We start from the raw sequence: 24,557 nt of genomic DNA, 5'->3' as shown, positions 1-24,557 counted from the left end.
ATCTTGCAAGCCCGTAATGAGACCGTCGCATGTTTGCCGTTTTTCCGTTCGCTCAAAAGCGAGGCTGAATGGGCCCTATTGCGCTGCAGCACAGGGTTTCTGGCAAAAGAATGAGGTGAGAGCGTTGCCCGGTTGACACGTCCCGGCCATTTTGCAAAATCTTGCAAAGAGACTTTCAGGACATGGCGTTCATGAAGGCGGGCTCCGACAAGAGAGCCGCAACCGAGGAATCACCGTGGGACTGTTTCGGCCATCCACCCGACAACTGCGACCGCTTCTCAGCGTCTGCGCGGCAGCCTGTCTGCTGGCTTCAGGCTCTGCGGTCGCGCAGGTGCCGGCGGCCACGGATGTGCTGAGCGACCTCCGGGCGCGGCCGCCCCAGGACGAGGTCATCTATTTCATGCTGGCCGACCGGTTCGCCAATGGCGACCCGTCCAACGACAGGGGCGGAATCACCGGCGGCAGGCTGGATCACGGCTTCGATCCAGCCCACGAGGGCTTCTACCACGGCGGTGATCTGGCTGGCGTGATTCAGCGGCTGGACTATATCCAGGGCCTTGGGGCGACCGCGATCTGGCTCGCGCCCATCTTCCGGAACAAGCCCGTGCAGGGCGAGCCGGGCCGCGAGTTTTCGGGCGCGCACGGCTATTGGATCACCGACTTCACCGCCGTCGATCCGCATTTCGGCGACGAGGCCACGATGAGGGCCCTGGTCGATGCAGCCCATGCGCGGGGCATGAAGGTCTATCTGGACATCGTCACCAACCACACGGCGGACGTGATCCGGTATCGCGAGTGCCAGAAGAACGACTGCGGCTATCGCAGCCGCGCCGACTATCCCTTCACGCGACGCGGCGGCGTTGACGGCGAACCGATCAATGACGGCTTCGACGGAACGAATTTCGATCGCCTGACGCGGCCCGATTATGCCTGGACGCCGTACGTCCCTGCGGGCGAGGAAACGGTCAAGGTGCCCGCCTGGCTGAACGATCCGATCTACTATCATAACCGGGGCGACTCGACCTTCCGCGGCGAGAGTTCGCTGGATGGCGATTTCGCCGGACTGGACGGCCTGATGACCGAGCACCCGCGCGTGGTGTCCGGAATGATCGAGATCTTCGGCGACTGGATCGACCGGTACGGCATCGACGGCTTTCGCATCGATACGGCACGCCATGTGAACCCGGCGTTCTGGCAGGCCTTCATCCCGGCCATGCGCGAACGTGCCGCCGCCCGTGGCATTCCCAATTTTCACATCTTCGGCGAGGTGTTCGACAGCGACCCTGCTGTCCTGTCGCGCTTCACCCGCGTCGACGGCTTCCCCGCCGTGCTGGATTTCGCCTTCCAGAGCGTGGTCACGGACGTGGTCGCGCGCGACAAGCCAACCGAGATGCTGGCCCGCCTCTACGATGCCGATGCCAACTACGAAGGCGGCGCCGCAGCCACGATCCAGCTGCCGACCTTCCTCGGCAATCACGACATGGGGCGGATCGGGAATTTCATCCAGGTCGCAAAGCCGGACATTTCCGACGACGAACTGCTGGCCCGCAGCCGGCTGGCGCATGCGATCATGATGTTCACGCGGGGTGTGCCCACGCTCTATTACGGGGATGAACAGGGCTTTGCCGGCGACGGCGGCTATGGCGGATCGCGCCAGGACATGTTCGCCACCCGGGTGCCCCAGTATGCTGACGACCGCATCATCGGCGGACGGCGCGAGCCCTTTGATACCGAAGCGCCGCTCTACAAGGCGATTTCGGAGATGGCGGCATTGCGCGCGGATCATCCGACCCTGCGTCGCGGTCGACAGCTCGTCCGCCATTCAGGCGAAGGTCCGGGCCTTTTCGCTGTGTCCCGCTTCTCGGACGAGGCCGTCGGCGAGACCCTGATCGTCTTCAATACGGCGACCACGCCTATCACCGCCCAGATCGAGGTCGACGCGGCATCCTCGCGCTGGACTGCGATTCACGGAGACTGCATGGCCGAATCCTCGGCACCCGCCAGTCTGCGAGTGACCGTTCCTCCCCTAGACTACATGATCTGCCGTTCTGAAGGTGCGCGTTGAATATCCAGACCCTGATCGAACCTGTCGCTGAGGCTGATGCTTCGACCGCATGGTGGCGCGGTGCGGTCCTGTACCAGGTCTATCCCCGGAGCTTTGCCGATTCGAACAACGACGGCATTGGCGACCTGCCCGGGGTCACGGCCCATCTGGACTACATCGCCTCGCTGGGCGTGGACGGGGTTTGGCTGTCGCCCTTCTTCACCTCGCCGATGAAGGATTTCGGCTACGACGTGTCTGATTATCTGGACGTCGATCCGATCTTCGGCACCCTGGCGGACTTCGACGCCCTGATCGCCCGGGCCCACGACCTCGGCCTCAAGGTCATCATCGACCAGGTCTATTCCCATACCTCGGACGAGCACCAGTGGTTCAGGGACAGCCGGTCCAGCCGGTCCAATGTCCGGGCTGACTGGTACGTCTGGGCGGATGCCAAGTCCGATGGTTCACCGCCCTCCAACTGGCAGTCGGTGTTCGGCGGTCCGGCCTGGACCTGGGATGCCCGCCGCCATCAGTACTATATGCACAATTTCCTGAAGGAGCAGCCGCAGCTCAACGTCAGGAACCCGGAGGTGCAGGAGGCCCTGCTGGACGCCATGCGGTTCTGGCTGGACCGCGGTGTCGATGGCTTCCGGCTCGATGCCCTGAATTTCGCGATGCACGACCCGAAGCTGACGGACAATCCGCCGCTGTCGGACAACGGTCGCCGGACCCGGCCCTTCGACTTCCAGGACAAGGTGCACAATCAGTCCCAACCCGAGATCCCTGCCTTCCTGACCCGTCTGCGCCATCTGGCCGACGACTATGGCCGCACGACCGGCCGCGACCGGTTCCTGGTCGCCGAGGTCGGGGGTGACCGGGCCAACGAGGAGATGAAGCAGTACACGGCCGGGGCCGATCGCCTGCACTCAGCCTATGGCTTCCTGTACCTGTATGCCGACGCCCTGACCCCGGAATTGGTGGATCGCGGGCCGGCCATGTGGCCCGGGATCGAGGGCGAAGGCTGGCCCTCGTGGACCTTCTCGAACCACGATGCCCCGCGAGCGATCAGCCGCTGGGCCGAGGGTCGCGACGAGAAGGCCTTTGCCGAGATGGCCATGCTGCTGCTGATGACGCTGCGTGGCAATGTCTTCGTCTATCAGGGCGAGGAACTGGGCCTGCCCCAGGCTCACGTTCCTTTCGAGCGGCTGGTCGATCCCGAGGCCATCGCCAACTGGCCCGAGACCCTGGGCCGCGACGGAGCCCGGACGCCCATGCCCTGGCATCATGATGCAGCGCAGGCCGGGTTCTCGACCGTCGAGCCGTGGCTGCCGGTGGATCCGCGACATGTCGACCTGGCCGTCGATGCCCAGGAAGCGGACCCGGCGTCCTGCCTTCACCTGGCCCGTCGCCTGATCGCCCTCAGGCGCTCCCATCCCGTCCTGCGAAGCGGATTGATGACCATGGACACGGCGAGGGACGGCCTGCTCGTCTTCCGGCGCGGCGAAGGTCCCGGCACGCTGCTCTGCGTCTTCAACCTCGGTCACGAACCGATCGCCTGGCCGATGCCTGCGGGCTGGGCCGTGGTCGAGGCGGTCAATGCGCCGGAGCCCGCGTCCGGAAGTCTGTCTCCGCTGGCAGGGCTATTGCTGGCCCAGGTCCCCTGATGGCCTCAGCCGCCGCAGGTCTCGCGCACGATCAGGTCTGTCGGAATCCGTTCCGACCGGCCCGAGCGATCGCCGGTGCCGTCGAGCAGCTTGGAAACCATCAGTCGCCCTGCCTTGGCCGTGTCCTGGGCGATGGTCGACAGCGCCGGACGGCTGTAGCGGCTGAACGGCACATTATCGAAGCCGATCACACTGACATCTCCGGGCACCGACTTGCCAGCGTGCAGCAGGGCCCTGACGGCGCCGAGCGCGATCAGGTCGGAAGCGGCGACGATGCCATCGAAATCCAGTCCGCGCCGGATCAGGCTGTCAACGGAGGCTTCGGCCGACTCGACCTCGAAATGGGCCGGAACAATCAGGTCGGGATCGACGCCCAGTCCGGCGCTGACGAGAGCATCCGCATAGCCGCGCTGGCGCTGCATCGATTCCGGTGGGTCCAGATCGCCCAGGAACACGATCCGCTGCCGACCCAGACGCGCCAGATGCAGGGTCGCGCGACGACCGCCGGTGATGTTGTCGGACCCGACCGAACAGTAGTTCTGGTCCGCCATCTCGGCACCCCAGACCACGAACCGGCCGTCGGTCTCGACCATCCGGTTGAAGGCGGCGTGCAACGTGCTCTGGCCCAGGAAGATCACGCCATCGGCGCGGCTGGTGGTCATGGCCGCCGACAGCTCCTCGAACGAGTTCGGGGCGACGTGGCTCAGCACCAGGTCGCAGCCGCGTTCCCGTGCCGCTTCGCCGACCCCGGCCAGAAGCTCGAGGAAGAAGGGATCGCTCAACCGCCCTTCCCGCCCCTGCGGTCGCGGGGTGACGATGGCGATCGTGCCCTGGGCCCCGATCGGGCCTGCCGGCATGTAGCGGCGGAACGGATAGTCATGCTCGCGCGCCAGCTTCCAGATCGCCTGCTTGGTCCGGTCATTGACCGCGGGACTGTCGTTCAGCGCCCGGGACGCCGTCGAGATCGAAACCCCGGCCATCCGCGCCAGATCCTCGAGGCGGGTCGCACGCTTGGTCAACCCGCCACCCCTGCAAATTTTGCTGCAAAACACGTCATTCCGCCAGATGCGCACTGTCGCGCAAGCTTGGCAAGAGGCTTTGCCTCGAACCTGTAAGGAGCGTTCCTCGATGCGTATTTCGTTGCTGGTGCTGGCCCTCGTGGCCCTCTGCACGCCGGCCTTCGCCCAGGCCCCGGCCAGTTTCCGCGTGTCCTCGCCCGAGGGTGTGCTGAGCGTCGATGTGACCACCGACAATGACGGACGGCCCACCTATGCGGTGTCGCGACTGGGTCGCCCGGTCGTCGCCCCGTCACGCCTCGGCTTTATCCTGACGGACGCAGCCAAGCTTGAGCGGGGTCTGGTTCCCACCGCAACGGCGCCGACGTCCTTCGACGAGACCTGGGAGCAGCCCTGGGGCGAGCGTCGCGAGATCCGCAATCGCTACAATGAACTGCGGGTCACGTTCACCGAACGAACCGAGCCTTCGCGGCGTTTCGACGTCGTCTTTCGCCTGTATGACGACGGTCTGGGCTTCCGCTACGAGTTCCCCGAGCAAGAGACGCTGCGCACGGTCCGGATCGGTTCGGAACTGACCGAGTTCAACATCGTCGATCCGGGCGAGGCCTGGTGGATTCCGGCCTGGGAGTGGAACCGCGAGGAGTACCTCTACCACCGCACGGCGATTGACGCCGTGGGGTCCGCCCAGACCCCCATGACGATGCGCACCGAGAACGGCCTGCACGTCTCGATCCACGAGGCGGCGCTCGTCGACTATTCCGGGATGAACCTGCGTCGGGCGGAGGGCCAACGGTTTGCAGCAGCCCTGACCCCCGGGTTCACCAATGCGGCGGTCGAGCGCGAGGCTCCGTTCAACACCCCCTGGCGGACGCTGCAGATCACCGACACGGCGGGCGAACTGGTCGAATCCAGCCTGATCCTGAACCTGAACGAGCCCAACAAGCTGGGCGACATCAGCTGGTTCAGGCCGATGAAATACGTCGGAATCTGGTGGGAAATGCACCTCGACCTGAAGACCTGGAACAGCGGTCCCAAGCACGGGGCCACTACCGAAAATGCGCTCAAGCACATCGATTTTGCGGCGGAGAACGGATTCGGCGGCGTGCTGGTCGAGGGCTGGAATCTAGGCTGGGACGGCCAGTGGTTCGGCAATGGCTGGGACTATGACTTCTCGACAGCCTATCCGGACTACGACCTGAAACGGATCACCGACTATGCCCGCGAGAAGGGCGTCATGATCATCGGTCACAACGAGACGGGCGGAAACGCCTTCCACTACGAACAGCAGATCGAAAGTGCCTTCGCCCTTTACGAAAGCCTCGGCATCGGCGCGATCAAGACGGGCTATGTGGCGGATGCGGGCGGTGCCCGCGTCACGGCCCCGGATGGTCAGCCGACCCTGGCATGGCATGAAAGCCAGGCCATCAGCCGCCATGAACTGGCGGTCGTCACCACGGCAGCGCGCCACCGCATCGCCGTCAATGCACACGAGCCGTTCAAGGATACCGGCCTGCGCCGCACCTATCCGAACATGATCTCGCGCGAAGGCGCGCGCGGCATGGAATTCAGCGCCTGGGGCCAGCCCGGCAATCCGCCCGAGCATGAGGTCAACCTGATCTTCACTCGCCTGCTGGCCGGACCCATGGACTACACCCCCGGCATCTTCGGCATGGAGACGCGCAGCCCGGACGGCATCGCCACCACCTGGGCCAAGCAGCTGGCGCTGTATGTGACCATCTACAGCCCGATCCAGATGGCTGCCGACCTGCTGGTCAATTACGAGGCCAATCCGGGACCTTTCCAGTTCATCAAGGACGTCGCCGTCGACTGGGATGACACCCGGGTCCTGAACGGCGAGGTGGGAGACTTCGTCACCATCGTCCGCAAGGAACGCGGCACCCGGGAATGGTTCCTCGGTTCGATCACCGACGAGAACCCGCGCGTGCTGTCAGCCCCGCTGACCTTCCTTGAGCCAGGCGTCCGCTACACGGCAGAAATCTATCGCGATGGCCCGAATGCCGACTGGAAGGGTGACCGCACCGACATCGTGATCGAGAAACAGACCGTCACGGCGGCTGACACCCTGACCCTGCGTCTCGCACCGGGTGGCGGTCAGGCGATCCGCTTCGTGCCGGCGGGACGCGCCCGATGATGACGACCCGCCCCCGGCTGACCCGGCTTGCCATCTGGAACATGTGTGTCGGCTTCTTCGGCATCCAGATCGGCTTTGGCCTGCAGAACGCCAACACCAGCCGGATCTTCCAGACGCTGGGGGCCGAGGTCGACTCTCTGGCCATCCTGTGGATCGCCGCGCCCTTGACCGGCCTGCTGGTCCAGCCGGCGATCGGCTATTTCAGCGACAAGACCTGGACCCCGCTGGGCCGACGCCGGCCCTACTTCCTGGTCGGGGCCATCCTGACCTCGCTGGCCCTGGTCTTCATGCCCAATGCCCCGGTTCTCTGGATGGCGGCGGCGACCCTGTGGATCATGGACGCCGCCATCAATGTCACCATGGAGCCCTTCCGCGCCTTCGTCGGGGACAACCTGCCCGAGGAACAGCGCGCCACGGGCTATGCGATGCAGAGCTTCTTCATCGGCACGGGCGCGGTCTTCGCCTCCTGCCTGCCCTGGCTCCTGTCCAATGTCCTGAATGTTTCCTCGACAGCACCGGAAGGCATCGTGCCCGACAGCGTCCGGATCAGCTTCTATGTCGGGGCCGCCGCCATGCTGGTCGCCGTGCTCTGGACGGTGTTCTCGACGAAGGAATACAGCCCCGCCGAGATGGAGGCTTTCGAGACCCATCGCGCGGCCGCAGACCCGTCGCCTGAGGCCCTGCGGCCTGCCAGCGCCTATATGTCCGGCGGACTGATCTGGCTCGCGGTTGGTGCCATCGCCTTCCTCGGCATCTGGCTGCTGCGCGATCAGGCTGCGGGCCTCGCAGCCGACGCGACCGACTGGCGCAAGGCCATCGGCAAGGAGCTCTATGTCCTCGCCGGTTTCGTCGCCGGCTTCGGCCTGCTGCAGTTGGCGGTCGGTGCCCTGCGCCGGGCCAGGGCGTCGAACGGCCTGACCGAAATCCTCGACGACATGTTCGGCATGCCCGAGACCATGCGCGGCCTCGCCGTGGTCCAGTTCTTCAGCTGGTTCGCCCTGTTCGCCATGTGGATCTACACCACCGCTGCCGTGACCGCGGTGCATTTCGGATCCAGCGACACGACCTCGGTGGCCTATAATGCGGGTGCAGACTGGGTCGGCGTCCTGTTCGGCGTCTACAACGGCGTCGCCGCCCTCGCCGCCTTCACCCTGCCCGTCCTTGCGCGTCGGACGGGCCGGAAGGGGGCCCATGCGATCGCCCTCGTCTTCGGGGGCCTGGGCCTGCTGGGCATCTTCGCTATCCGCGATCCACAGCTGCTGTGGCTGCCCATGATCGGCGTCGGCATCGCCTGGGCCTCGATCGTCTCCATGCCCTACGCCATCCTTTCGGGGGCCGTGCCGGGGCGCAAGATGGGCGTCTATATGGGCGTCTTCAACATCTTCATCGTCGTGCCCCAGCTGGTGGCGGCGACCCTGCTGGGCCTGATGCTGAACGCCCTGTTCGAGGGTCAGGCCATCTGGGCCCTGGTCGTCGGGGGCATCAGCTTCTTCATCGCCGCGGCCTTTTCGCTGCGGGTCAAGGAGGTCAGGCCGTGAACCGTCGCACCCTGCTTGCCACCCTTGCGGCAACCCCGCTGGCCGGATCGGTCCTGGCCCAGACGCCGCCCGGGCCCGTCCCTGCGTCCGGGCGCCTGATCGAGCTGACGGACGTCGCTTCGGCCCATGTCGGGGCGCGCAATGTCACCATCTGGCTGCCGCCCGGCTACGAGGCCGGCACCGACCGTTACCCCGTCCTCTACATGCACGACGGCCAGAACCTGTTCGATCCGGCAAAGGCCAATTTCGGCGAATGGGGCGTGGATGAACACCTGACCCGGCTGATCGCCAATGGTCAGGCCCGGGCCCCGATCGTGGTCGGCGTCTGGAACACCCCGCTTCGCCTGAGGGAGTATGTGCCCGCCGACCTGATCACCGCCCTGCCCGACGACATCCGCCAGACCCTGCTGGGCATGTATGGCGGCGCGCCCCTGTCCGATGGCTATCTGCGGTTCCTGGTCGATGAGCTCAAGCCCGTCATCGACCGGGACTACCGCACCCTGCCCGGCCGGAGCGACACGATGATCTCGGGCTCAAGCATGGGCGGGCTGATCTCGCTCTATGCCATGATGAAGCATCCGCAGGTGTTCGGGGCCGCGGCCTGTCTTTCCACCCACTGGCCCCTGCGGCTCGAGCGGCTGGACGGCGATGCCCTGGCCCAATGGCGCGAGACGGTCGTCCAGACCTGGAGCCGCGTCATCGCCGACGGCCTGCCGGACCCCGCGACCCATCGCCTGTATTTCGATCGCGGGGATGAAACCCTCGATCAGTTCTATGCCTTCTTCCAGACCCGTATCGACGAGACGGTGCGCGGTGCCGGCTGGGGCCCTGAGCGGTTCCAGTCGCTGGTTTTCCCCGGTGCCGAACACAACGAGAAGAGCTGGAACAGCCGCCTCGACGTGCCCCTGACCTTCCTCCTGTCCCCGACCCGAGTAGCCTCATGATCAAGCTGACCGCCCGCCTTCTGACCGCCGCCTCGGCCCTGACCATGGCCGCCTGCGCCAGCACGGCCGATGTCGCGACACCCGTCCCTCTGATCCAGGCCACGGCGCCGGGTGCGCCCGGCGACCAGCCGACATGGGTCAGCGCGGTCAAGACCGGTGCCGGGGCATCCTATGAGGCCTATGTCGAAGGCCAGTACCGCCCGGGCGGCCGGACCGGCGACGTATCAAAAGTCTGGTTCTCGATCGCCGACGGCGTCCTGACCGAGACCATGTACGGGCTGATCCATGAAGCCCAGATCAAGCAGTTGCGCTTCGCCGTTGCGACGTCTTCGGGTCTGGCCGTCGAGGGCGACGACACCACCGCCCGGACGGAATATCTGCATACCGATGCCCAAGGCCGTCCCCTGTCTCCGGCCTACAAGGTCACGACCACCGACCGTCAGGGCCGGTTCGAGATCGAGAAGCGGCTGTTCACCGACCCCGACCGCAACGCCATGGTCGTGCGGGTCACCATCCGTGCCCTCAGCGGTGACGTGACCCCGCACCTGCTGCTGGAGCCGCATATCGCCAATACAGGGGTCAAGGATCTCGGCCAAGCCTCGGCACAGCGCCTGTACGCCCACGAAGGCACGACCCATCTGGTGCTGAAGCCGGACCAGGCGTTCGAGGCCGCCAGCGTCGGCTTCGTCGGCGCCTCCGACGCCCTGACCGAACTCAAGGCCGACGGCCGCCTCGACAACCTTTATGCCTCGACCGGGACGGACACGGGCAATCTGATGCTGGCGGGCAGCCTGCCGACCGTGCGCGCGGGCCAGAGCCTGAGCCGCGACTTCGTCATCGGATTTGCCGACAGCGAAGCTGCGGCCGAGGCCACCGCCGACGCCACCCTGGCGACCGGACTGGACACCGTCCTCGCCCGCTTCAACGGTGAAGGCAGCGCCGTCGGCTGGGAGGACTATGTCGCGTCCCTGACCGAACTGCCCCGGATCGCGACCCAGTCCACCGATGGCGGCAAGCTGGCCTATGCCTCGGCCTTGATGCTCAAGGTCCAGGAAGACCGGACCTATGCCGGGGCCCTGATCGCCTCCCTGTCCAATCCGTGGGGCGACACGGTCGATGCGACCAATCCGTCGACAGGCTACAAGGCCGTCTGGCCGCGCGACTTCTACCAGGTGGCCATGGCCATGGCGGCGCTGGGCGACCGGGAGACGCCGCTGGCGGCCTTCCGTTACCTGCCCCAGGTCCAGGTCGATGCCGAGACGCCGGGCAACACAGGTGCCACCGGCTGGTTCCTGCAGAAGACCGAGGTCGATGGCACGCTGGAATGGGTCGGGGTTCAGCTGGACCAGACAGCGATGCCGCTGATGCTGGGCTGGCGACTGGCCGAAATGGGCTGGCTGCCCCGGGCCGAGCTCAACGCCCTGTATCCAACCATGATCAAGCCCGCTGCCGACTTCCTTGTCACAGGCGGCAAGATCGGCCTGTTGTGGAACGACGTCACCGTCACCCCGCCCTTCACCCAGCAGGAGCGCTGGGAAGAACAGCCCGGCCACTCGCCCTCCACCACCGCCGCCGTGATCGCCGGCCTGACGGTGGCTGCCGACATGGCGCGTGCGGCGGGCGACACGGCCGGAGCCGCCCGCTATCAGGCCACTGCCGATGACTATGCGTCGAAGATCGAGGCCCGGATGTTCACCACGTCCGGGGAGTTCGGCGACGGCCGCTATTTCATGCGCCTGTCCCCGAGCGAAAACCCCAACGACAAGATGCCTCTGGGCGACAACAACGGCCAGCCGGGCCAACCCAAGGACCGGATCATCGACGGCGGCTTCCTGGAGTTGGTCCGCTACGGTGTGCGCGCCGCCGACGATGAGCACATCCTGGCGACCTTGCCGGAATACGACGATCAGGGCCGTGAGGACCGGTACCGCGTCCGCTATGAGTTTGGCCCGGCGGGCGACACCACGCCCGGCTGGCGTCGCTATGGCAATGATGGCTATGGCGAGAACATGGAGACCGGCGGGAACTATGGTGTCGGCGGCATGACTCCGGGCCAGCGCGGCCGGGTCTGGCCCTTCTTCACAGGCGAACGTGGTCATTACGAGATCGCCCGCGCCGCCCGGGCCAATGCCGACGACGCCGCTTTTGCCGCCATCCGGCAGACCTATGTCCGGGGGATGGAGCGGTTTGCCAATGACGGGCTTCTGCTGCCCGAACAGGTCTGGGACGGCGTCGGCAATGCCACTCCGCGCGCCTATACCCTCGGCCAGGGCACGGACTCGGCAACCCCGCTGGCCTGGACCCACGCGGAATACATCAAGCTGCTGCGCTCGCTGGCCGACCGCGCGGTCTGGGACCGCTATGAACCCGTCGCCAGCCGCTACGCCCGCGACTGAGGGTGGCCGTGACACCGGCAGGGGTTGGCGTCGGCGATGCCAGACGCTAACCCCTGCGCCATGCACAAGCCCGCTATCGTCGCCGTCGACGCCCGTGTCGATCCTTCGGACTGCCAGTCGATGGTTGAGGTCCGTCAGGGCGTCGATGCCCTGGACCGTGCCCTCGTCGCCCTGATCGCCGAGCGCCAGCGCTACATGGACGCCGCAGCCCGCATCAAGCCGGACCGCGACGCCGTCCATGACGATGCCCGGATCGAGGATGTGGTGACGAAGGTTCTGGCGGCAGCCAAGGCCCACCACCTGTCACCCGATATCGCGGAACCGGTCTGGCGGACCCTGATCGACCGCTGCATCGCTCACGAGTTCGGCGTCTACGACCGCACGCGCAGCTAGCGGCGGAGGCTCCGCAGCATCAGCTCATGCCGCCAGGCCGCAACATCGGCGAGCGCTTCATCCAGCGAGAACCGGACCCGGTCCAGCACGACCGACGCCACCCCCTGATCCGCGACCTCGGCGTCCTCGCAGACTTCTGACAGGGCGTGGGCGCCGATGCCCAGGGCCGCGCCGCGGATGGTGTGGACGGCGTCGCGCCAGCCTTCGAACCTGGCATCCAGCATGGTCGACCACATCGCCGCCTGTTCGACGAACAGGCCCAGCACCTCTTCCGACACGTCGTCGTCGCCGCCGGTCATCCGGTCCAGCACGCTGAAGTCGACCGCCCCCGACAGGCCGGACCGGGCCATCAGGCGGCCGTCTCCTCGCCCTTGGCGATACGGGTGTTGCGGCGCGCGAACAGCAGATAGATCACCAGCCCCGCACCGTTCCAGATGAAGAAATTGACCTGGGTCGAGACCGGCAAGCTGATGAACAGATAGATGCACCCCAGGATCGCCCCGGCCCCGACCAGCGGCCAGGCCGGTGCCTTGAACATCCGTTCGCGGTTCGGCTGCTGGATGCGCAGCACGATCAGCGATGCGCCGACGGCGATGAAGGCCGCCAGCGTCCCGGCATTGGCCAGGGCCGCCAGTTCACCCAGACTGAACAGACCCGCCACCACCGCCATCAGCACGGCCGTCACGCCGGTCATCAGCACCGGCGATCCGCGTTTTGCGCTGACCTTGGCCAGAGCACGCGGCAGCATGCCGTCCCGCGCCATCACGAAGAAGATCCGGCTCTGGCCGTACATGAAGGCCAGCAGCACCGTCGGCAGGGCGATGATGGCTGCACCCGCGATGATGGTCGCTGCGGTCTCGGACCCCAGGGTGCGGGCGATGAAGGCCAGGGGCTCGGGCGAACCAGCGAACTGCCCGAACGGCATGGAGCCGACGGCTGCGGCAGCGACGACCATGTAGATGATGATGCACACGACCATCGAGCCCACGATGCCGATGGTCAGGTCGCGCTTGGGATTACGCGTCTCCTCGGCCGCTGTCGACACGGCATCGAAGCCATAGAAGGCAAAGAAGATGATGGCCGCTGCAGCCATGACCCCGACCTCGACCCCGTTGGAATCGACGGTCTTGCCAAAGCCGAACGGCATGAAGGGCTGCAGGTTCGCGGGGTCGAAATGGGGAGCCGCAATCGCGACAAAGGCGATCAGCGCCAGGACCTTGATCACCACCAGAACGGCATTGACCGTGGCGCTCTCGCGTGTGCCCAGCATCAGCATGCCTGCGACCACGCCGACGATCCCGACAGCGGGCAGGTTGACGATCCCGGGGGTGTCCGTCCCGAACGGCCCGCTGGTCAGGGCCGCCGGAAGGGCCCAGCCGATACTCTCCATGAAGCCGTTGAAGTAACCGGCCCAGCCCACGGCCACGGCCGACACGACCAGCGAATACTCCAGGATCAGGCTCCAGCCGATCACCCAGGCCAGCATCTCGCCCAGGGCGGCATAGCTGTAGGTATAGGCCGAGCCCGAGGCCGGGATCATGGTCGCCAGCTCGGCATAGGCCAGTGCCGCGAACACGCACACCAGCCCGGCCACCAGGAACGCCAGCATGACCGCCGGTCCGGCCTTGGCCGCTCCCACGCCGATCAAGGTATAGATCCCGGTCCCGACGATGGCACCGACCCCCAGGGCGATCAGATGCGGCCAGCTCATGGTCGCCTTCAGCCGGGAGCCGCCCTCGAAGCTGGTGATCGCCTCGATCGATCGCCGACGGTTCCAGAATGCCATGCCGATGTTCCCCTCGCGCCCCCGTCCGGAGGCCTGATTCCGGCCGGACCTTAGCGCCATCCCGTCGCATTCCGAAAGCACATGCTTGCACTCTCGCGCCATAACCATTAGGACCCGTCCCCTCGCAGGCCGCATTACTCATGCCCTGTGCTTGAAACGATCGGTCGGGCGATTAGCTCAGTTGGTAGAGCAGCTGACTCTTAATCAGCGGGTCGTTGGTTCGAACCCAACATCGCCCACCATCGTTTCATTGATATCACAGCATATTTAGCCATACTGAGCGAATGCAAGCGTCGGGCCTTTTTTAGGACGGCGATTAGGACGGTATTTAGGACGGTGGACTAACGGGAAATCGTTGGACGATCTGGCCATCGCGATCCCCGCACACTTACGACCGTACGTTCGCGAGTGGTCGCAGATGACACCGCCGCTCAAGCTTACGCCCCTCGGTTCCGGAACGGAGACCTCTGGTGGCTGCGCACATGGAAAACTCAACTGACTCCCCTTCACGCTCTCGCTTTCTGAGGACGCCCGAAGCAGGCCACTTTTTGGGCCTGTCAGGGCGAACCTTAGAAAAACACCGCACCTACGGAACTGGACCGACCTACCGAAAGATCGGAGGTCGGGTGATCTATGCAGTGCACGATCTGGAAGCTTGGGCCGATCTCGGTCTGCAAAACTCGACTGGCGGGCCCAAGGGTCAGATCCGCGCCGCCAAGCCACGGGACGAACGACATGCCGCGATTTGAGGCGCGGCCGATCGAGTTATCCCATTCGGTGCTTCAGTAACCCGGAAGCCCGAATGGACGAGCCTCGGCGATCTCCTGCGCGCTTAGGGAGGCCGGGAGGGCGGGAGGGCGGAAACTAGCCGCTTCGCGACGCCCCCGGACTGCCGGTCGGACCACTGGCGTCCATGATCGGGTTGATGCCATCGTCTCTACATCCGACGAGGCTTAATATACGCGACGACGGGCCTTGGGCGGTCGACCCGTACCAGGCCAGCACATACCGAGGCAGCTATAGTAGCAGATCCTGGACAGCCAAAGGATGGATAGGGGAACACGCTCTCTCTGTGGAAACATTAGCTGCCAGAAGCGGCGACCCGAGAGAGACGGCGCGAATATCCGATGACCCTGAACCCCATCCGACGGAGACTGGGGATACTCCTGCACCGAACACAAGTTCCTCAATGCGAAGTTTTTGTAGGTCCGCTATCGGAGCGATGTGAATGAGAGCAACTCCGAACCTAAGCGATCATACCCCACTTGTTTAAGAAGAACGGCGATGTCTGATTGTACGTGTAGGTTGTATCCATGAGCAACGACGCAATCTTTTTTGCCAATGGTTTCGGCGATGCTTTGATGGCTTTGCCCGGCATGCGCGCCACGCTGCGCGCAATGCCGGAAGCTACACTGATACTGCCGCATCATCCGGCCTACGATTACATCTTCACAGGCTTTGACCGACGGATCAGGATTGCTCCCAGATCGGGCCTAGAGTTCGACTGGAGGGATCTCGATCAACGCGCCGGGTGTCCGGAGCGACTCGCGGTCTTCACGTCATGGACGTCAGGCGCTCTGGCTGAATGGATTTCAACTGTCAACGATCGAGGATTCACCACGGGGCTTATCGCGGAAGTTTCCCGAAGCGTCTCGAAGACTGGGCATTACACGCAGCGATATTTCGAGATCGCCCGCAACATCGATATGGAACTTGCGTTCGCGGATCACTGCCATCCGCTCGTGGAACTCCCTAGAGATGGGCGTTTAAAAGGTCTGGGATACTATGTTCTGCATGTGGACACTGCAGAGGCAAAGAGGCTCGACGATGATGTCTGGACGGCGCTGGTATCCGCCTTGTCGGAGCATCGCCCGGACCTCCATCCGGTCGTGGTTGGTCGCGATCCGGCTTTGAGGGGCCCGCTGGGCGGTGCGGGCTCTCAGATTGCCCATGCGCCGTTCGACTTCGGCGCATCCTGCGAGATTGTTGCCGGGGCGACGTTTTTCGCGGGAGTCGACTCGTCTTTCCTTCATTTAGCGGATTTGCAGCAAATACCTTCGGTGGGAGTGTTCCGGCACCCGAACCACGACAGGTTCGGCCTCTGCCTCACCCCTCATCGCGTCAATCTGCTTGTCGAGACGGACCTGACCGGTCAGTTCACGCGCCTGCTCTCCGCATGTCTGTCGGTCTCCGTTCCGCCTCGGCGTGGAGCGAAAACCGAGCCTGGATGACGTAAGTGATGTCTTCGCAAAGCATCCCGGCGGTGCTCGCATCGTGAAGAACGTTTTCAGTCGGCGCGAGATAGGCCCAGCCGGGCGGCACCGTCATTAGCAGAATCTCAGTCCAGGGATGGGCAGTAAGATAGTCGATACCGATCCGTGAATAGGGCCTCAGATCCGGCGCGCCGCCAGCCGCTATGTGCCAGGCGTAGATGTGGGTGAAGGGTATAGGACAGATCAGAAAGCGACGGGGCTCGGATCCTAGGTTCACGGAGACGCGACCGCGAGCTAAATTCCTCGCCCCGGCCTCGGCACCGGACCAGTCGTCGAGATGCAGTCCCAGAAATTCTCCACTGTGACGACCTGCACGGCTGACGGTCGGCAATCCTGGTGGATTTCGCGCAAAGCCGACGTGCTCGCAGTCGGCGGAAGCGATATGCGCCGGCAGCGCATTCAACAGAGCGTTGCTGCAGACGTTCGGATCTACGCGTTCCGTATGCCCTTGCGCCAGTAGGTCGGCCTGTTCACACAATACCCCGATGGCCTTGCGATCGACTGGAAACAGCGCCGCGAACGGTCCGTTGCCCTCACACCGCGCGAGGTACGCGTCCGACGACCATGGTTCCGCATTCGCGAAGTCGGCGATGAACGCACCGTCCCGATATCCCAAACCGCCAGAGGTGCGTACTGCAAGGGAGCGGAAAACGCCGCCTAAGGCGGCGGCGGGCAGATGAAGCGGTATGCCGGGCGCGCATCCCTCTGCGGCAATCAACCGACTTGGTTGCCCAAAGCACACTGTAAGGCGTCGGCCTGCAGCGCGACGTGACTTCTTCCCACTGCTGCGAAGACCCGTTCGCCACGCAACGCAGCTGATGCCAGGTGGCGATACATGGTGGCGTTCCTGTACTTGTTCTCAAGTCGATTGATTTGGTGGAAGAGCAGCGGACCAGCCGAATCCGAGTTCACATACGGCGTGAACCAGTTGAGGGGAATGGTTTGCCAACTGGCACTTGGCCATCGGACCTGAACCGCGTTGTCGACGTCTTCCAGCGATTTCAGCGGCCAGTCCGGAAGAGGGCCAGGCATGTCGAGCAGTTTATCGAGATACCATTGGGCTCGGCGGCGCAGGACCTCCCCTTGGGCGTCACGACGCTCGCGCTCTTGGGCAATATCTCGGAGAAGGTAGAACAACTGCACGTCCAGCGCCGAATACTCCGCGAGCAGAGCCAGGCGCAGAGAGATGTCCGAAGGCTCCAGCGAGATCGGCGCGACGCCGTCAAGCTTGGCGAGGAACTGAACCAGAGCCGTCTCATGAATCGCGCGGGCATCTGCCTCGCTTTTCGTCCGGACTTCGCAGCAGCCCTCAAAGAACACGGCCGTCGGATCGAACCGTCTGTAAGCGGCAATGATCTCGTCATACTCCAGCGAGGAAGCATCGCTCGGGTGCGTAGTCCCCATATAGTAAAGAGCGCCGCCGTTAGGCAAGACAAGGTCAACGTTCCAAGCCTGATCGGCCTCAGCCACAAACCCCCCCGAGTCCAGCACCATTTTCTCGCAAAGCTCCACAATAACCTGCGCGTCGTTTGGAGATGCTCGCGCCTCATCTGGCAACGCGAAGTGTGACACAATCGCTAGTCCGATGGCCAACGCGCCGAACTTCAACCTGTTACTAGGCAGCGAAGACATGTCGCCGCTCTCCCGTCAAAATGTCTTCAACACCCACACCTGACTGGCTCATGAAGTGAGCCAGACCAGCGAACAAACCGGCGTAAGCCCCGCAATATACGCTCTTTCTTGAAAAGTCGCCGTCCATTACGAAGCGCATGCCAACGCGCCCCAGCGCATGACCGCTCTCGCAGACGTCGATCAGAACGCACCCCGCGCATTCCGTCGACCGGGTGAGATCCGCTCGGACGAGGTCTCCGAATCGCGGATCAGACACGATGTCACGGGCACGATCGGATGCTACATGGAGGTCGGCGAACCGATGTTCAAATGTCGGCCGTAGGCTTTCCTCTGGCATGATCGTCCCATCGCTTTCGACGATGGTCACCTGATGGCCAAGTTCAATTCGTTGCCCGGGAGTGCGCTGATAGACCCCGCGCCCGAACCCATGCATGGCCCTTAGTGCGTCGGTAAAGACGCGGACATGTACGGTTTGCCCCGCTGCTCGGCCTTTCATCCAACGATCGAGTGCGTCCAGAAGGAAGCGACTGGCACCTTCGACGTCCTCCTCCGCGTAGTTGGACCAGTTCATGAACGGGAACAGGAAGTTTATGTTGTCGAAGCCAAGATCGTTGACGAGGTGATCGTAGGTCTCACCCCCAGACGCCGTCGGATCGATCACGCACAGACCACCTGGCTTAGAAATGCGGCCCTCGCGCGCGGCAGTGCGGAGTAGTTCAAGACCGCGGATCGTGGCTTGGTAGGACCCGCGCCCCTTTTTGTCGACACGACGCCGGTCATGGACGGCTTCCCGGCCGTCAACGGTGATCCCGACAAGGATCTTCCAGCGCGCTAGCAACGCGATCCACGCCTCGGTAACGAGAGTTCCGTTAGTTTGGATCGAGAATTCGACACGGTCCCGCTGATCTGGCGTGAGGCGACGGTCGAGAACGGCCCCGATTAACTCCATCCGCGCGGCGAACTGGTGGGCCGGCATTAGCATCGGCTCTCCGCCGTGTATAATCAGACTGACTCTGGACGGATTCCAGTCCTCGAACGCATCGCAAATGAAGTTCGCGACGCTCTCGACCACATCTAAAGGACTTGATGGCGGCACGCTCTTGAACAGCGTGTTACCGACATTGTACATATAGCAGTAGGAGCAATCGATATTGCAGGTCTCTTGGATCTTGTAGACGATCTCCAACGACGCATTATCGGCAAGGCGAAGTTCCACGGACCTAAACTTTCAGCTCAGCTTGGCTTACGAGGAAGACCATGGCGCCCGCAACCGCGTGTTGCAGGCGCCATGGTATAGCCGACAAAGAACTTAGGACACCATCAGACTTCTGGTTGCTGCGGAGCATCGCTAAACGGGTGAATACACTCGTAGAAAGTATAGCCGTCCGGATAGGGGCAACTGCCCGACCGATCAGGGAAGTTGGGGCCACCGCTGCCGCCCGACACCTGGGCGACCTGCTCCGGCGAAAGAGTGTCGATCCGGAGGCCAGCATCGACGCCAGCGTCTCGTCCAGACCTGAAAGATTCAATCAGTTTTAGAAAGTCATTTTTGGAAACAGCCATCTTAAACCCCTGGTGAAAACCATGTCCAACGAACACATTCATCGTGCGCGGTCAAGTGGTAACGGCGGTTGAGATTTAGTGCTGAACTTGCCAACGTAGCTTTCGATCCGGCAAACTTCAGACATCAGGTCGGGAGGTTCCGATCATTAGGCAGGGGGGGGATCGGTTTGATCGAAGGCATTAACGGTGACTATCCCGACGCGGTGTCAGGGCGGCTGGTCGTTGTCTTCACGACAGACAGATGCGCTCCTTGCGATCTCCTCAAATCGATCTTTGCGAACCACCTGCCCCCATCCGCACAGGCGGCTCTCCGTGTGTCTCACCTGAGCCAGGGGCATGCGTCTCGCCGGTCCGATCATCGACGTGCTGGCGTTCGACGCTATCCGACTGTGCAGTTCGTCCATGACGGCGTGGTTGCGGAATCGGTCGTCGGCTTCGACCCAGCGGAAACGGTGGAGATAATCAGGCTGATCGACACCTTTCTCGCAAGCGAATCTTCGCTCGCGCCGAGGCCTCCCGGGGCGCGCGATGCCGGATGATGCTTGCTCAATGTAGCGCCTGTGCGAGCACATCGTCGTGACCGAGCCGACCGAGAGCAAGGATAGCTCGGCCACGCGAGCAGGTGCTGGACCCCTGTTCCGACCCGAAGTCGCAGCCGCCAGAGCTGACGCGTTCGGGCCTGCGGTCGGGGCTTCCCCACCCGGGGCGCGACTGTATTTGATCTTGCTTGTCGTCGTGTTCGTCGGTGGGTTGCTGGCGGCCGCGTTCATACGTTTCACCGAGACATTCGCTCTCGAAGGATGGCTGGTTCCGGCCGGAGGTGAGGTCAGAAACGAAACCGCCTCCGCCGGCACGGTTGCGCGTATCCTCTCAGGCGAAGGGACACGCGTCTCGGCAGGGCAGGCCGTGATAGCGGTCGCCACCGATCGCAGCGTCGATGAGACCGGCGATCTAGGCCCAGTGCTTATGAAGGGCCTCGACGACCAACGCTCACGACTTCTCGCGCAGTTGAATGACGTCAACACGCAGGAAGCCGCTGACGCGGACGAGGCGCGTGCGGCTGCCGCGCGGATCGATAGGAACACGACGAGCCAAAGGCGACAGGTGGAATACCTGCGCCAGCGGCTCTCCTATACCGAAGAGCAGCGCGATCAGTTTAGCACCCTTGTCGATCGGGGATTCGGTTCGAGAGCCGAACTGAGCCGCCGCGAGGAGGCTGTCATCGCAGCGCTGCAGGCTCTGGAGTCCGGGGAGCAGGCGATTGCCGATCTTGAGAGTTTGCGCAGCGAGCAGCGCGCGAGGCAGCGGAGCGCAACCGCCCGCAGACAGTCCCAGCGCAGCGCGATCGAACAGTCCATCGCCAACGTCGAAGTGGATATGGACCGGCGTCGATCCGACACCGAATCCATCGTCCGAGCGACGATTGCCGGCCGGGTGGCGACGTTGAACGTCGCGCCGGGCGATCGGGTCGTTCCGGGCAGCTCGCTCTTCACCATACAAGGCGATGGCCAAGGGTTCACCGCCATTCTTTTGGCGCGGCAAACCGAGATCGCGAGACTTTCGGAGGGGCACCTAGTCCGACTGCAGGTCGCGGCCTACCCTTCGAGGGAATTCGGCGTGCTTGAGGGACGCGTCGTGGGACTGTCGGCGACACCCCTACGCCCCGGCGACATCCTCACGCCGACTGCTCTAACGGAGCCAGCATACCGCGTGACGGTGATGATCACGAGCCCGGCGCACGACCGACCGATGAGTCTGCGATCGGGAATGACCGTACGGGGCCTGTTATTGGTGCGAGAGCGGACGCTTCTTGGGCTGGCCTTGGGGTCGTTCCGCCCCCAGCAGAGGGCCGAGTAGGACATGAACATGTTTCCAACTCGAGGCCGTCTCCCGGTCATCCACCAAGTCGGCGCTGCCGAGTGCGGGCTTGCCTGTATGGCAATGATTTCCTGGTATCACGGCAACGAGACGGATCTCTCCATTCTTCGGCGGCGGTTCTCGGTTTCGCTCTCCGGTGCGCGGCTTTCGGATCTGATCAATTTTGCAGACCGTATGAATCTGTCGGCTAGGCCGGTTCGTCTGGATTTGGATGCATTGGGCCGACTGGCGCTGCCCGCGGTCCTGCATTGGGACATGAACCATTTCGTTGTGCTCAAGTCGGTCGGAAAGACTTCCGTCACAATCCACGATCCCGCGAACGGCGCGCGTGTCGTGAGCAAGGAGGAACTGTCCCGGCATTTCACTGGTGTCGCCTTGGAGGTCGGTCCGCGCGAAGACTTCCTGCGAACGCGATCAACCAAACTTGTCACTCTCGTTGAGGCATTGGGCGACTTCTCCATTTTTCGTCGGGCTCTTCCGAAACTTCTCGTGCTTTCCCTCGCGATCCAGTTGCTATCGCTACTTCCGCCGCTGCTGATGCAGATCATCATCGACGAATCCAGCATCGCCCGCAACAGCGATATCGTTCTCTCGCTCTCGCTCGCATCGCTGTTCGTGGTGCTAGTAACGCTGTCAACTACGGCCATCCGGTCTTGGATCACACTCTACTTCACCAACCTCATCAACTACTCTTTGGTCGGGCGGACTTTCGAGCGCCTAATGGCGCTACCGGCCTACTACTTCGAGCGTCGAAGCGTGGGCGACATCATCTCTCGGATGCTGTCGATCAAGACGATCCAGTCCACAATAACCGATGGAGCGATCCAGTCCCTGCTCGATGGCGTCCTGGGTTTGGTCACGTTGGCGGTCCTCTTCGCCTACGACGTGCGTATTGGACTGGTCGCGGCTGGCTCGGTGCTGGCTCTTGCTCTCAGCAACCAGATGTTCGCTTCAGTTATCCGCAGCGGGCAGGAGCAGTCTTTGGCCACAGCAGCCGAAGAGCAGTCCCATCTGATGGAATCTATCCGCGCGGCTAACGTCATCAAGATGTTCGGCCAGGAGAGCATGCGTCTCTCCAAATGGCGCAATCGTTATTTGAGGCTAGTCAACGCCAATCTCGGTGTCGGCAGATCGCAGATCGCAATGACCGCGGTCAACGACGCCATTGGAGCGTTTCAGCTCATCGCGGTCATCTACATTCTGGCGACAGGAGTGATATCAGGGGACTTGACGGTCGGCATGTTCGCCGCAGTCCTCGCCTATCGCCAGTCGTTCGCCCAGAGCGTAGCGCGGTTGATCGTGCAACTGATGCAGTTTCGTCTTATCCGTCTACATCTGGATCGCCTCGGCGACATCATCCACCATCCGCTGGACCCGGCATCGGCACCCACGGCAGAGCAGGCGGCGGAGGTCGCCTCATACCCGAAGATCGAGCTTGTCGATGTCTCGTTCCGATATGGCGATACCGATCCCTGGCTTCTCCGGAAGGTCTCGCTATCAATCGAACCTGGCTCTTTCGTCGCAATCGTCGGGCCGTCCGGTACCGGCAAATCGACGCTCGCCCGCCTCATGCTCGGTCTCCTCGAACCCACCTCGGGCGAGATCTTTGTCAACGGCAGGCCCTTGAAGGGAAGCACCCTCAGGAACTGGCGTGCAAGCCTTGGGGTGGTGCTTCAAAACGACAAGCTCTTCACCGGTACGTTAGCGGAGAACATCAGCTTCTTTGCGGCCGAGGTCGATCCGGACCGACTAGCCGAGGTCGGGCGTCTCGCCGACATTCACGAAGCGATCATGGACATGCCGATGGCCTACCAGACGATGGTGGGGGACATGGGCTCGACCCTTTCGGCCGGCCAGTACCAGCGTGTGCTCCTAGCCCGCGCGCTTTACCGAAACCCGAAATTCCTGCTCCTCGATGAAGGCACAGCCAACCTTGATCCTGCGACGGAGCATCGGATCGTACAGAGCGTCTCCGATATGGCGCTGACCCGCGTTGTTGTCGCCCACCGCCCGGCCCTGGTGGAGGCTGCAGATGTCATCCTGAGGGTAGCTGAGGGTGCTGTCGCCCGAGTTGAACGACCAGCACCATGACCTCAGCAGACCGATCCGCTGAGCGACGTGCATACTGCACGGACCCGCATGTCGCTTTAGTTGCACGTCTGCCGACGCTTGATGAAACTTCAACCCTGTGATCCGCCGCAGCCGCCGCGGCTCGCCCGTTTTGTGCTTTCAAGGCCTGACGTGCCCTGCGTTTTCATCCGGCGGCGAACTGACCCCCGGCGATCGTGACTCTCCTGAGCTCGATGCAACCGGAGGGGTTGTTGGGGTATCACCTCACTTATCATCAGTTGCTCGACGACGAATTCGACACGATGACGCTCAGGGATGATTTCAGCGTCCCGCTCGACATCGCCATGCTGGCGCGTCGCGACGGTATCCCCGGGCTGAAGACGCCAAAAGGGTACTTGACCAAGCTCAGGGACACGACCTTCAGCGGGCTGATCCGGCAGATCGAGGACCATGAAAACCCCAAAGTCGGAGAGTTAGGATTCATGTTGCTCCAGCTAGGGGAGGAAACAGCTAGGTCGCTCGGTTCGGGTATCGGATCACGATCGACTCGCTGTCGTTTGACTTATGCCCAGCCCTCTGACTTGCCGACCGTGGGAGCGTTGCCTTGCGCCGGTTCGCGCGCCGGGTACTATAACTGCGGCGGGCCTCGACCGGATAGCCTTCGATCTTGAGCTGGGGGACGTTTTGCGTCGGCGGCGATCGCGGGTGAAGACGTTGAGCTTCACACAGAAGTTCCCGGCCCGCCCCCTCCCCTCACCCGTCTCTTGGCAGGACTCCCCATTACCACCGGGAGCCACTCAGCCGGCGCCATCGGTCTTTCTCGGACATCGGCACCTCCGTTAGATCAGCATGGTCACGCCAATGGGTGATGATCCCTTGCTCGACCTCGAAGATACTGATTGCGCGCACGTCTAGGACGGCGGCGTGGCGGGTTGCCAGGAGGTAGACGCCCTCCGCCATTACCAGTTCATCCTCGACGACGCATTTGAGGATATGAAACTCAAAAAGCGAATACGTTTGAAACAGCCGACGCCAAAAGCCGAGCAACGCTTTTCTGCCAATGAGGTCGCCCGCGATATCGAAGCGTGCAGCGACATGCTCCCCCAGATACGGCTCAAGCCGTCGTACGTCGCGAAATGCGATTTCCCTGGCAAAAGCTTGAACGACGTTTTCGGGCATCGTCGATTTGATCACTGCTCAGATAAAAA

The 24,557-nt window shown here is 63.4% G+C and carries 19 protein-coding genes and 1 tRNA gene; 12 read left to right on the top strand and 8 right to left on the bottom strand.

The genetic code is table 11. The annotated features are described in order from the left end of the window. Positions 1–235 precede the first annotated feature (235 nt). Both GGR13_RS13470 and GGR13_RS13465 read left to right on the top strand, forming a co-directional pair. Positions 236–2,065, top strand: coding sequence for an alpha-amylase family glycosyl hydrolase (locus GGR13_RS13470; RefSeq protein ID WP_343060409.1), 1,830 nt, complete (start codon positions 236–238; stop codon positions 2,063–2,065). Next, the gene (locus GGR13_RS13465; RefSeq protein WP_183214063.1) at positions 2,062–3,708 is read left to right on the top strand and encodes an alpha-amylase family glycosyl hydrolase; all 1,647 of its coding nucleotides are present in this window, start codon (positions 2,062–2,064) and stop codon (positions 3,706–3,708) included. The genes GGR13_RS13470 and GGR13_RS13465 overlap by 4 nt, the downstream gene beginning before the upstream one ends. 5 nt (positions 3,709–3,713) lie before the next feature. Here GGR13_RS13465 and GGR13_RS13460 read toward each other — a convergent pair whose 3' ends face one another. Continuing rightward, a complete protein-coding gene (locus tag GGR13_RS13460) occupies positions 3,714–4,781 on the bottom strand; it encodes a LacI family DNA-binding transcriptional regulator (RefSeq protein WP_343060408.1) in 1,068 nt (355 codons plus the stop codon). A 55-nt stretch (positions 4,782–4,836) separates the two neighbouring features. On the opposite strand from GGR13_RS13460, the gene GGR13_RS13455 reads away from it, so the two are divergent. The 5 genes from GGR13_RS13455 to GGR13_RS13435 are packed head-to-tail and all read left to right on the top strand — an operon-like array spanning position 4,837 to position 12,147. After that, a complete protein-coding gene (locus GGR13_RS13455) occupies positions 4,837–6,876 on the top strand; it encodes a glycoside hydrolase family 97 protein (RefSeq protein ID WP_183214060.1) in 2,040 nt (679 codons plus the stop codon). Beyond that, positions 6,873–8,414, top strand: a complete 1,542-nt coding sequence (locus GGR13_RS13450; RefSeq protein ID WP_246347847.1) for an MFS transporter — start codon at positions 6,873–6,875, stop codon at positions 8,412–8,414. Before GGR13_RS13455 ends, GGR13_RS13450 begins: the two co-directional genes overlap by 4 nt. Beyond that, positions 8,411–9,358 (top strand): alpha/beta hydrolase-fold protein, encoded by a 948-nt coding sequence (locus GGR13_RS13445; RefSeq protein WP_183214058.1) that lies wholly within the window; start codon positions 8,411–8,413, stop codon positions 9,356–9,358. Before GGR13_RS13450 ends, GGR13_RS13445 begins: the two co-directional genes overlap by 4 nt. Further along, on the top strand, positions 9,355–11,754 hold the full coding sequence (locus GGR13_RS13440) for a glucan 1,4-alpha-glucosidase (RefSeq protein ID WP_246347846.1): 2,400 nt from the start codon (positions 9,355–9,357) through the stop codon (positions 11,752–11,754). The genes GGR13_RS13445 and GGR13_RS13440 overlap by 4 nt, the downstream gene beginning before the upstream one ends. A gap of 60 nt (positions 11,755–11,814) precedes the next feature. Continuing rightward, positions 11,815–12,147 (top strand): chorismate mutase, encoded by a 333-nt coding sequence (locus GGR13_RS13435; RefSeq protein ID WP_183214057.1) that lies wholly within the window; start codon positions 11,815–11,817, stop codon positions 12,145–12,147. Here GGR13_RS13435 and GGR13_RS13430 read toward each other — a convergent pair. Further along, entirely contained in the window at positions 12,144–12,497 is a 354-nt protein-coding gene (locus tag GGR13_RS13430; protein WP_183214055.1) for an Hpt domain-containing protein, read from the bottom strand. The genes GGR13_RS13435 and GGR13_RS13430 overlap by 4 nt on opposite strands. Then, complete coding sequence (locus tag GGR13_RS13425; protein ID WP_183214053.1) at positions 12,497–13,933, bottom strand: amino acid permease; 1,437 nt, start codon at positions 13,931–13,933, stop codon at positions 12,497–12,499. Before GGR13_RS13425 ends, GGR13_RS13430 begins: the two co-directional genes overlap by 1 nt. A 166-nt stretch (positions 13,934–14,099) precedes the next feature. Between GGR13_RS13425 and GGR13_RS13420 the strand changes: the two genes are divergently transcribed. Both GGR13_RS13420 and GGR13_RS13415 read left to right on the top strand, forming a co-directional pair. Beyond that, positions 14,100–14,175, top strand: a tRNA-Lys gene (locus GGR13_RS13420). Between the two features lie 1,071 nt (positions 14,176–15,246). Then, positions 15,247–16,164 carry a glycosyltransferase family 9 protein gene (locus GGR13_RS13415; protein ID WP_183214052.1) on the top strand — a complete coding sequence of 306 codons (918 nt, stop codon included), beginning with the start codon at positions 15,247–15,249 and terminating at the stop codon, positions 16,162–16,164. Here the strand turns inward: GGR13_RS13415 and GGR13_RS13410 are convergent. From GGR13_RS13410 to GGR13_RS13395, 4 genes are all read right to left on the bottom strand, one after another. Next, positions 16,091–16,924, bottom strand: coding sequence for a hypothetical protein (locus GGR13_RS13410; RefSeq protein WP_183214050.1), 834 nt, complete (start codon positions 16,922–16,924; stop codon positions 16,091–16,093). The two genes, GGR13_RS13415 and GGR13_RS13410, sit on opposite strands and share 74 nt — an antisense overlap. Further along, positions 16,921–17,838 (bottom strand): hypothetical protein, encoded by a 918-nt coding sequence (locus GGR13_RS13405; RefSeq protein ID WP_183214048.1) that lies wholly within the window; start codon positions 17,836–17,838, stop codon positions 16,921–16,923. The genes GGR13_RS13410 and GGR13_RS13405 overlap by 4 nt, the downstream gene beginning before the upstream one ends. Then, a complete protein-coding gene (locus tag GGR13_RS13400) occupies positions 17,822–19,054 on the bottom strand; it encodes a radical SAM protein (RefSeq protein ID WP_183214047.1) in 1,233 nt (410 codons plus the stop codon). The genes GGR13_RS13405 and GGR13_RS13400 overlap by 17 nt, the downstream gene beginning before the upstream one ends. A 104-nt stretch (positions 19,055–19,158) precedes the next feature. Further along, positions 19,159–19,401, bottom strand: a complete 243-nt coding sequence (locus GGR13_RS13395; protein WP_183214040.1) for a hypothetical protein — start codon at positions 19,399–19,401, stop codon at positions 19,159–19,161. 723 nt (positions 19,402–20,124) lie between these two features. Between GGR13_RS13395 and GGR13_RS13390 the strand changes: the two genes are divergently transcribed. The 3 genes from GGR13_RS13390 (at position 20,125) to GGR13_RS13380 (ending at position 24,020) form a co-directional block, all read left to right on the top strand. Beyond that, complete coding sequence (locus GGR13_RS13390; RefSeq protein ID WP_183214039.1) at positions 20,125–21,258, top strand: HlyD family secretion protein; 1,134 nt, start codon at positions 20,125–20,127, stop codon at positions 21,256–21,258. A 3-nt stretch (positions 21,259–21,261) separates the two neighbouring features. Next, positions 21,262–23,370, top strand: coding sequence for a cysteine peptidase family C39 domain-containing protein (locus tag GGR13_RS13385; protein ID WP_183214038.1), 2,109 nt, complete (start codon positions 21,262–21,264; stop codon positions 23,368–23,370). A 194-nt stretch (positions 23,371–23,564) separates the two neighbouring features. Continuing rightward, on the top strand, positions 23,565–24,020 hold the full coding sequence (locus tag GGR13_RS13380; protein ID WP_183214037.1) for a hypothetical protein: 456 nt from the start codon (positions 23,565–23,567) through the stop codon (positions 24,018–24,020). Positions 24,021–24,129: 109 nt separating this feature from the next. Here GGR13_RS13380 and GGR13_RS13375 read toward each other — a convergent pair whose 3' ends face one another. Next, positions 24,130–24,528 (bottom strand): nuclear transport factor 2 family protein, encoded by a 399-nt coding sequence (locus GGR13_RS13375; RefSeq protein ID WP_183214036.1) that lies wholly within the window; start codon positions 24,526–24,528, stop codon positions 24,130–24,132. Positions 24,529–24,557: the final 29 nt, after the last annotated feature.

Source organism: Brevundimonas variabilis (assembly GCF_014199945.1).
Taxonomy (GTDB): domain Bacteria; phylum Pseudomonadota; class Alphaproteobacteria; order Caulobacterales; family Caulobacteraceae; genus Brevundimonas; species Brevundimonas variabilis.
This window is presented reverse-complemented; position numbering and strand designations above follow the sequence as displayed.

Excerpts from the sequence above, each read along its gene's own strand:
- GGR13_RS13455 (WP_183214060.1), top strand. The coding sequence starts at position 4,837 with ATGCGTATTTCGTTGCTGGTGCTGGCCCTCGTGGCCCTCTGCACGCCG.
- GGR13_RS13450 (WP_246347847.1), top strand. The coding sequence starts at position 6,873 with ATGATGACGACCCGCCCCCGGCTGACCCGGCTTGCCATCTGGAACATG.
- GGR13_RS13440 (WP_246347846.1), top strand. The coding sequence starts at position 9,355 with ATGATCAAGCTGACCGCCCGCCTTCTGACCGCCGCCTCGGCCCTGACC.
- GGR13_RS13435 (WP_183214057.1), top strand. The coding sequence starts at position 11,815 with ATGCACAAGCCCGCTATCGTCGCCGTCGACGCCCGTGTCGATCCTTCG.
- GGR13_RS13430 (WP_183214055.1), bottom strand. The coding sequence starts at position 12,497 with ATGGCCCGGTCCGGCCTGTCGGGGGCGGTCGACTTCAGCGTGCTGGAC.
- GGR13_RS13425 (WP_183214053.1), bottom strand. The coding sequence starts at position 13,933 with ATGGCATTCTGGAACCGTCGGCGATCGATCGAGGCGATCACCAGCTTC.
- GGR13_RS13415 (WP_183214052.1), top strand. The coding sequence starts at position 15,247 with ATGAGCAACGACGCAATCTTTTTTGCCAATGGTTTCGGCGATGCTTTG.
- GGR13_RS13405 (WP_183214048.1), bottom strand. The coding sequence starts at position 17,838 with ATGTCTTCGCTGCCTAGTAACAGGTTGAAGTTCGGCGCGTTGGCCATC.
- GGR13_RS13395 (WP_183214040.1), bottom strand. The coding sequence starts at position 19,401 with ATGGCTGTTTCCAAAAATGACTTTCTAAAACTGATTGAATCTTTCAGG.
- GGR13_RS13385 (WP_183214038.1), top strand. The coding sequence starts at position 21,262 with ATGAACATGTTTCCAACTCGAGGCCGTCTCCCGGTCATCCACCAAGTC.
- GGR13_RS13375 (WP_183214036.1), bottom strand. The coding sequence starts at position 24,528 with ATGCCCGAAAACGTCGTTCAAGCTTTTGCCAGGGAAATCGCATTTCGC.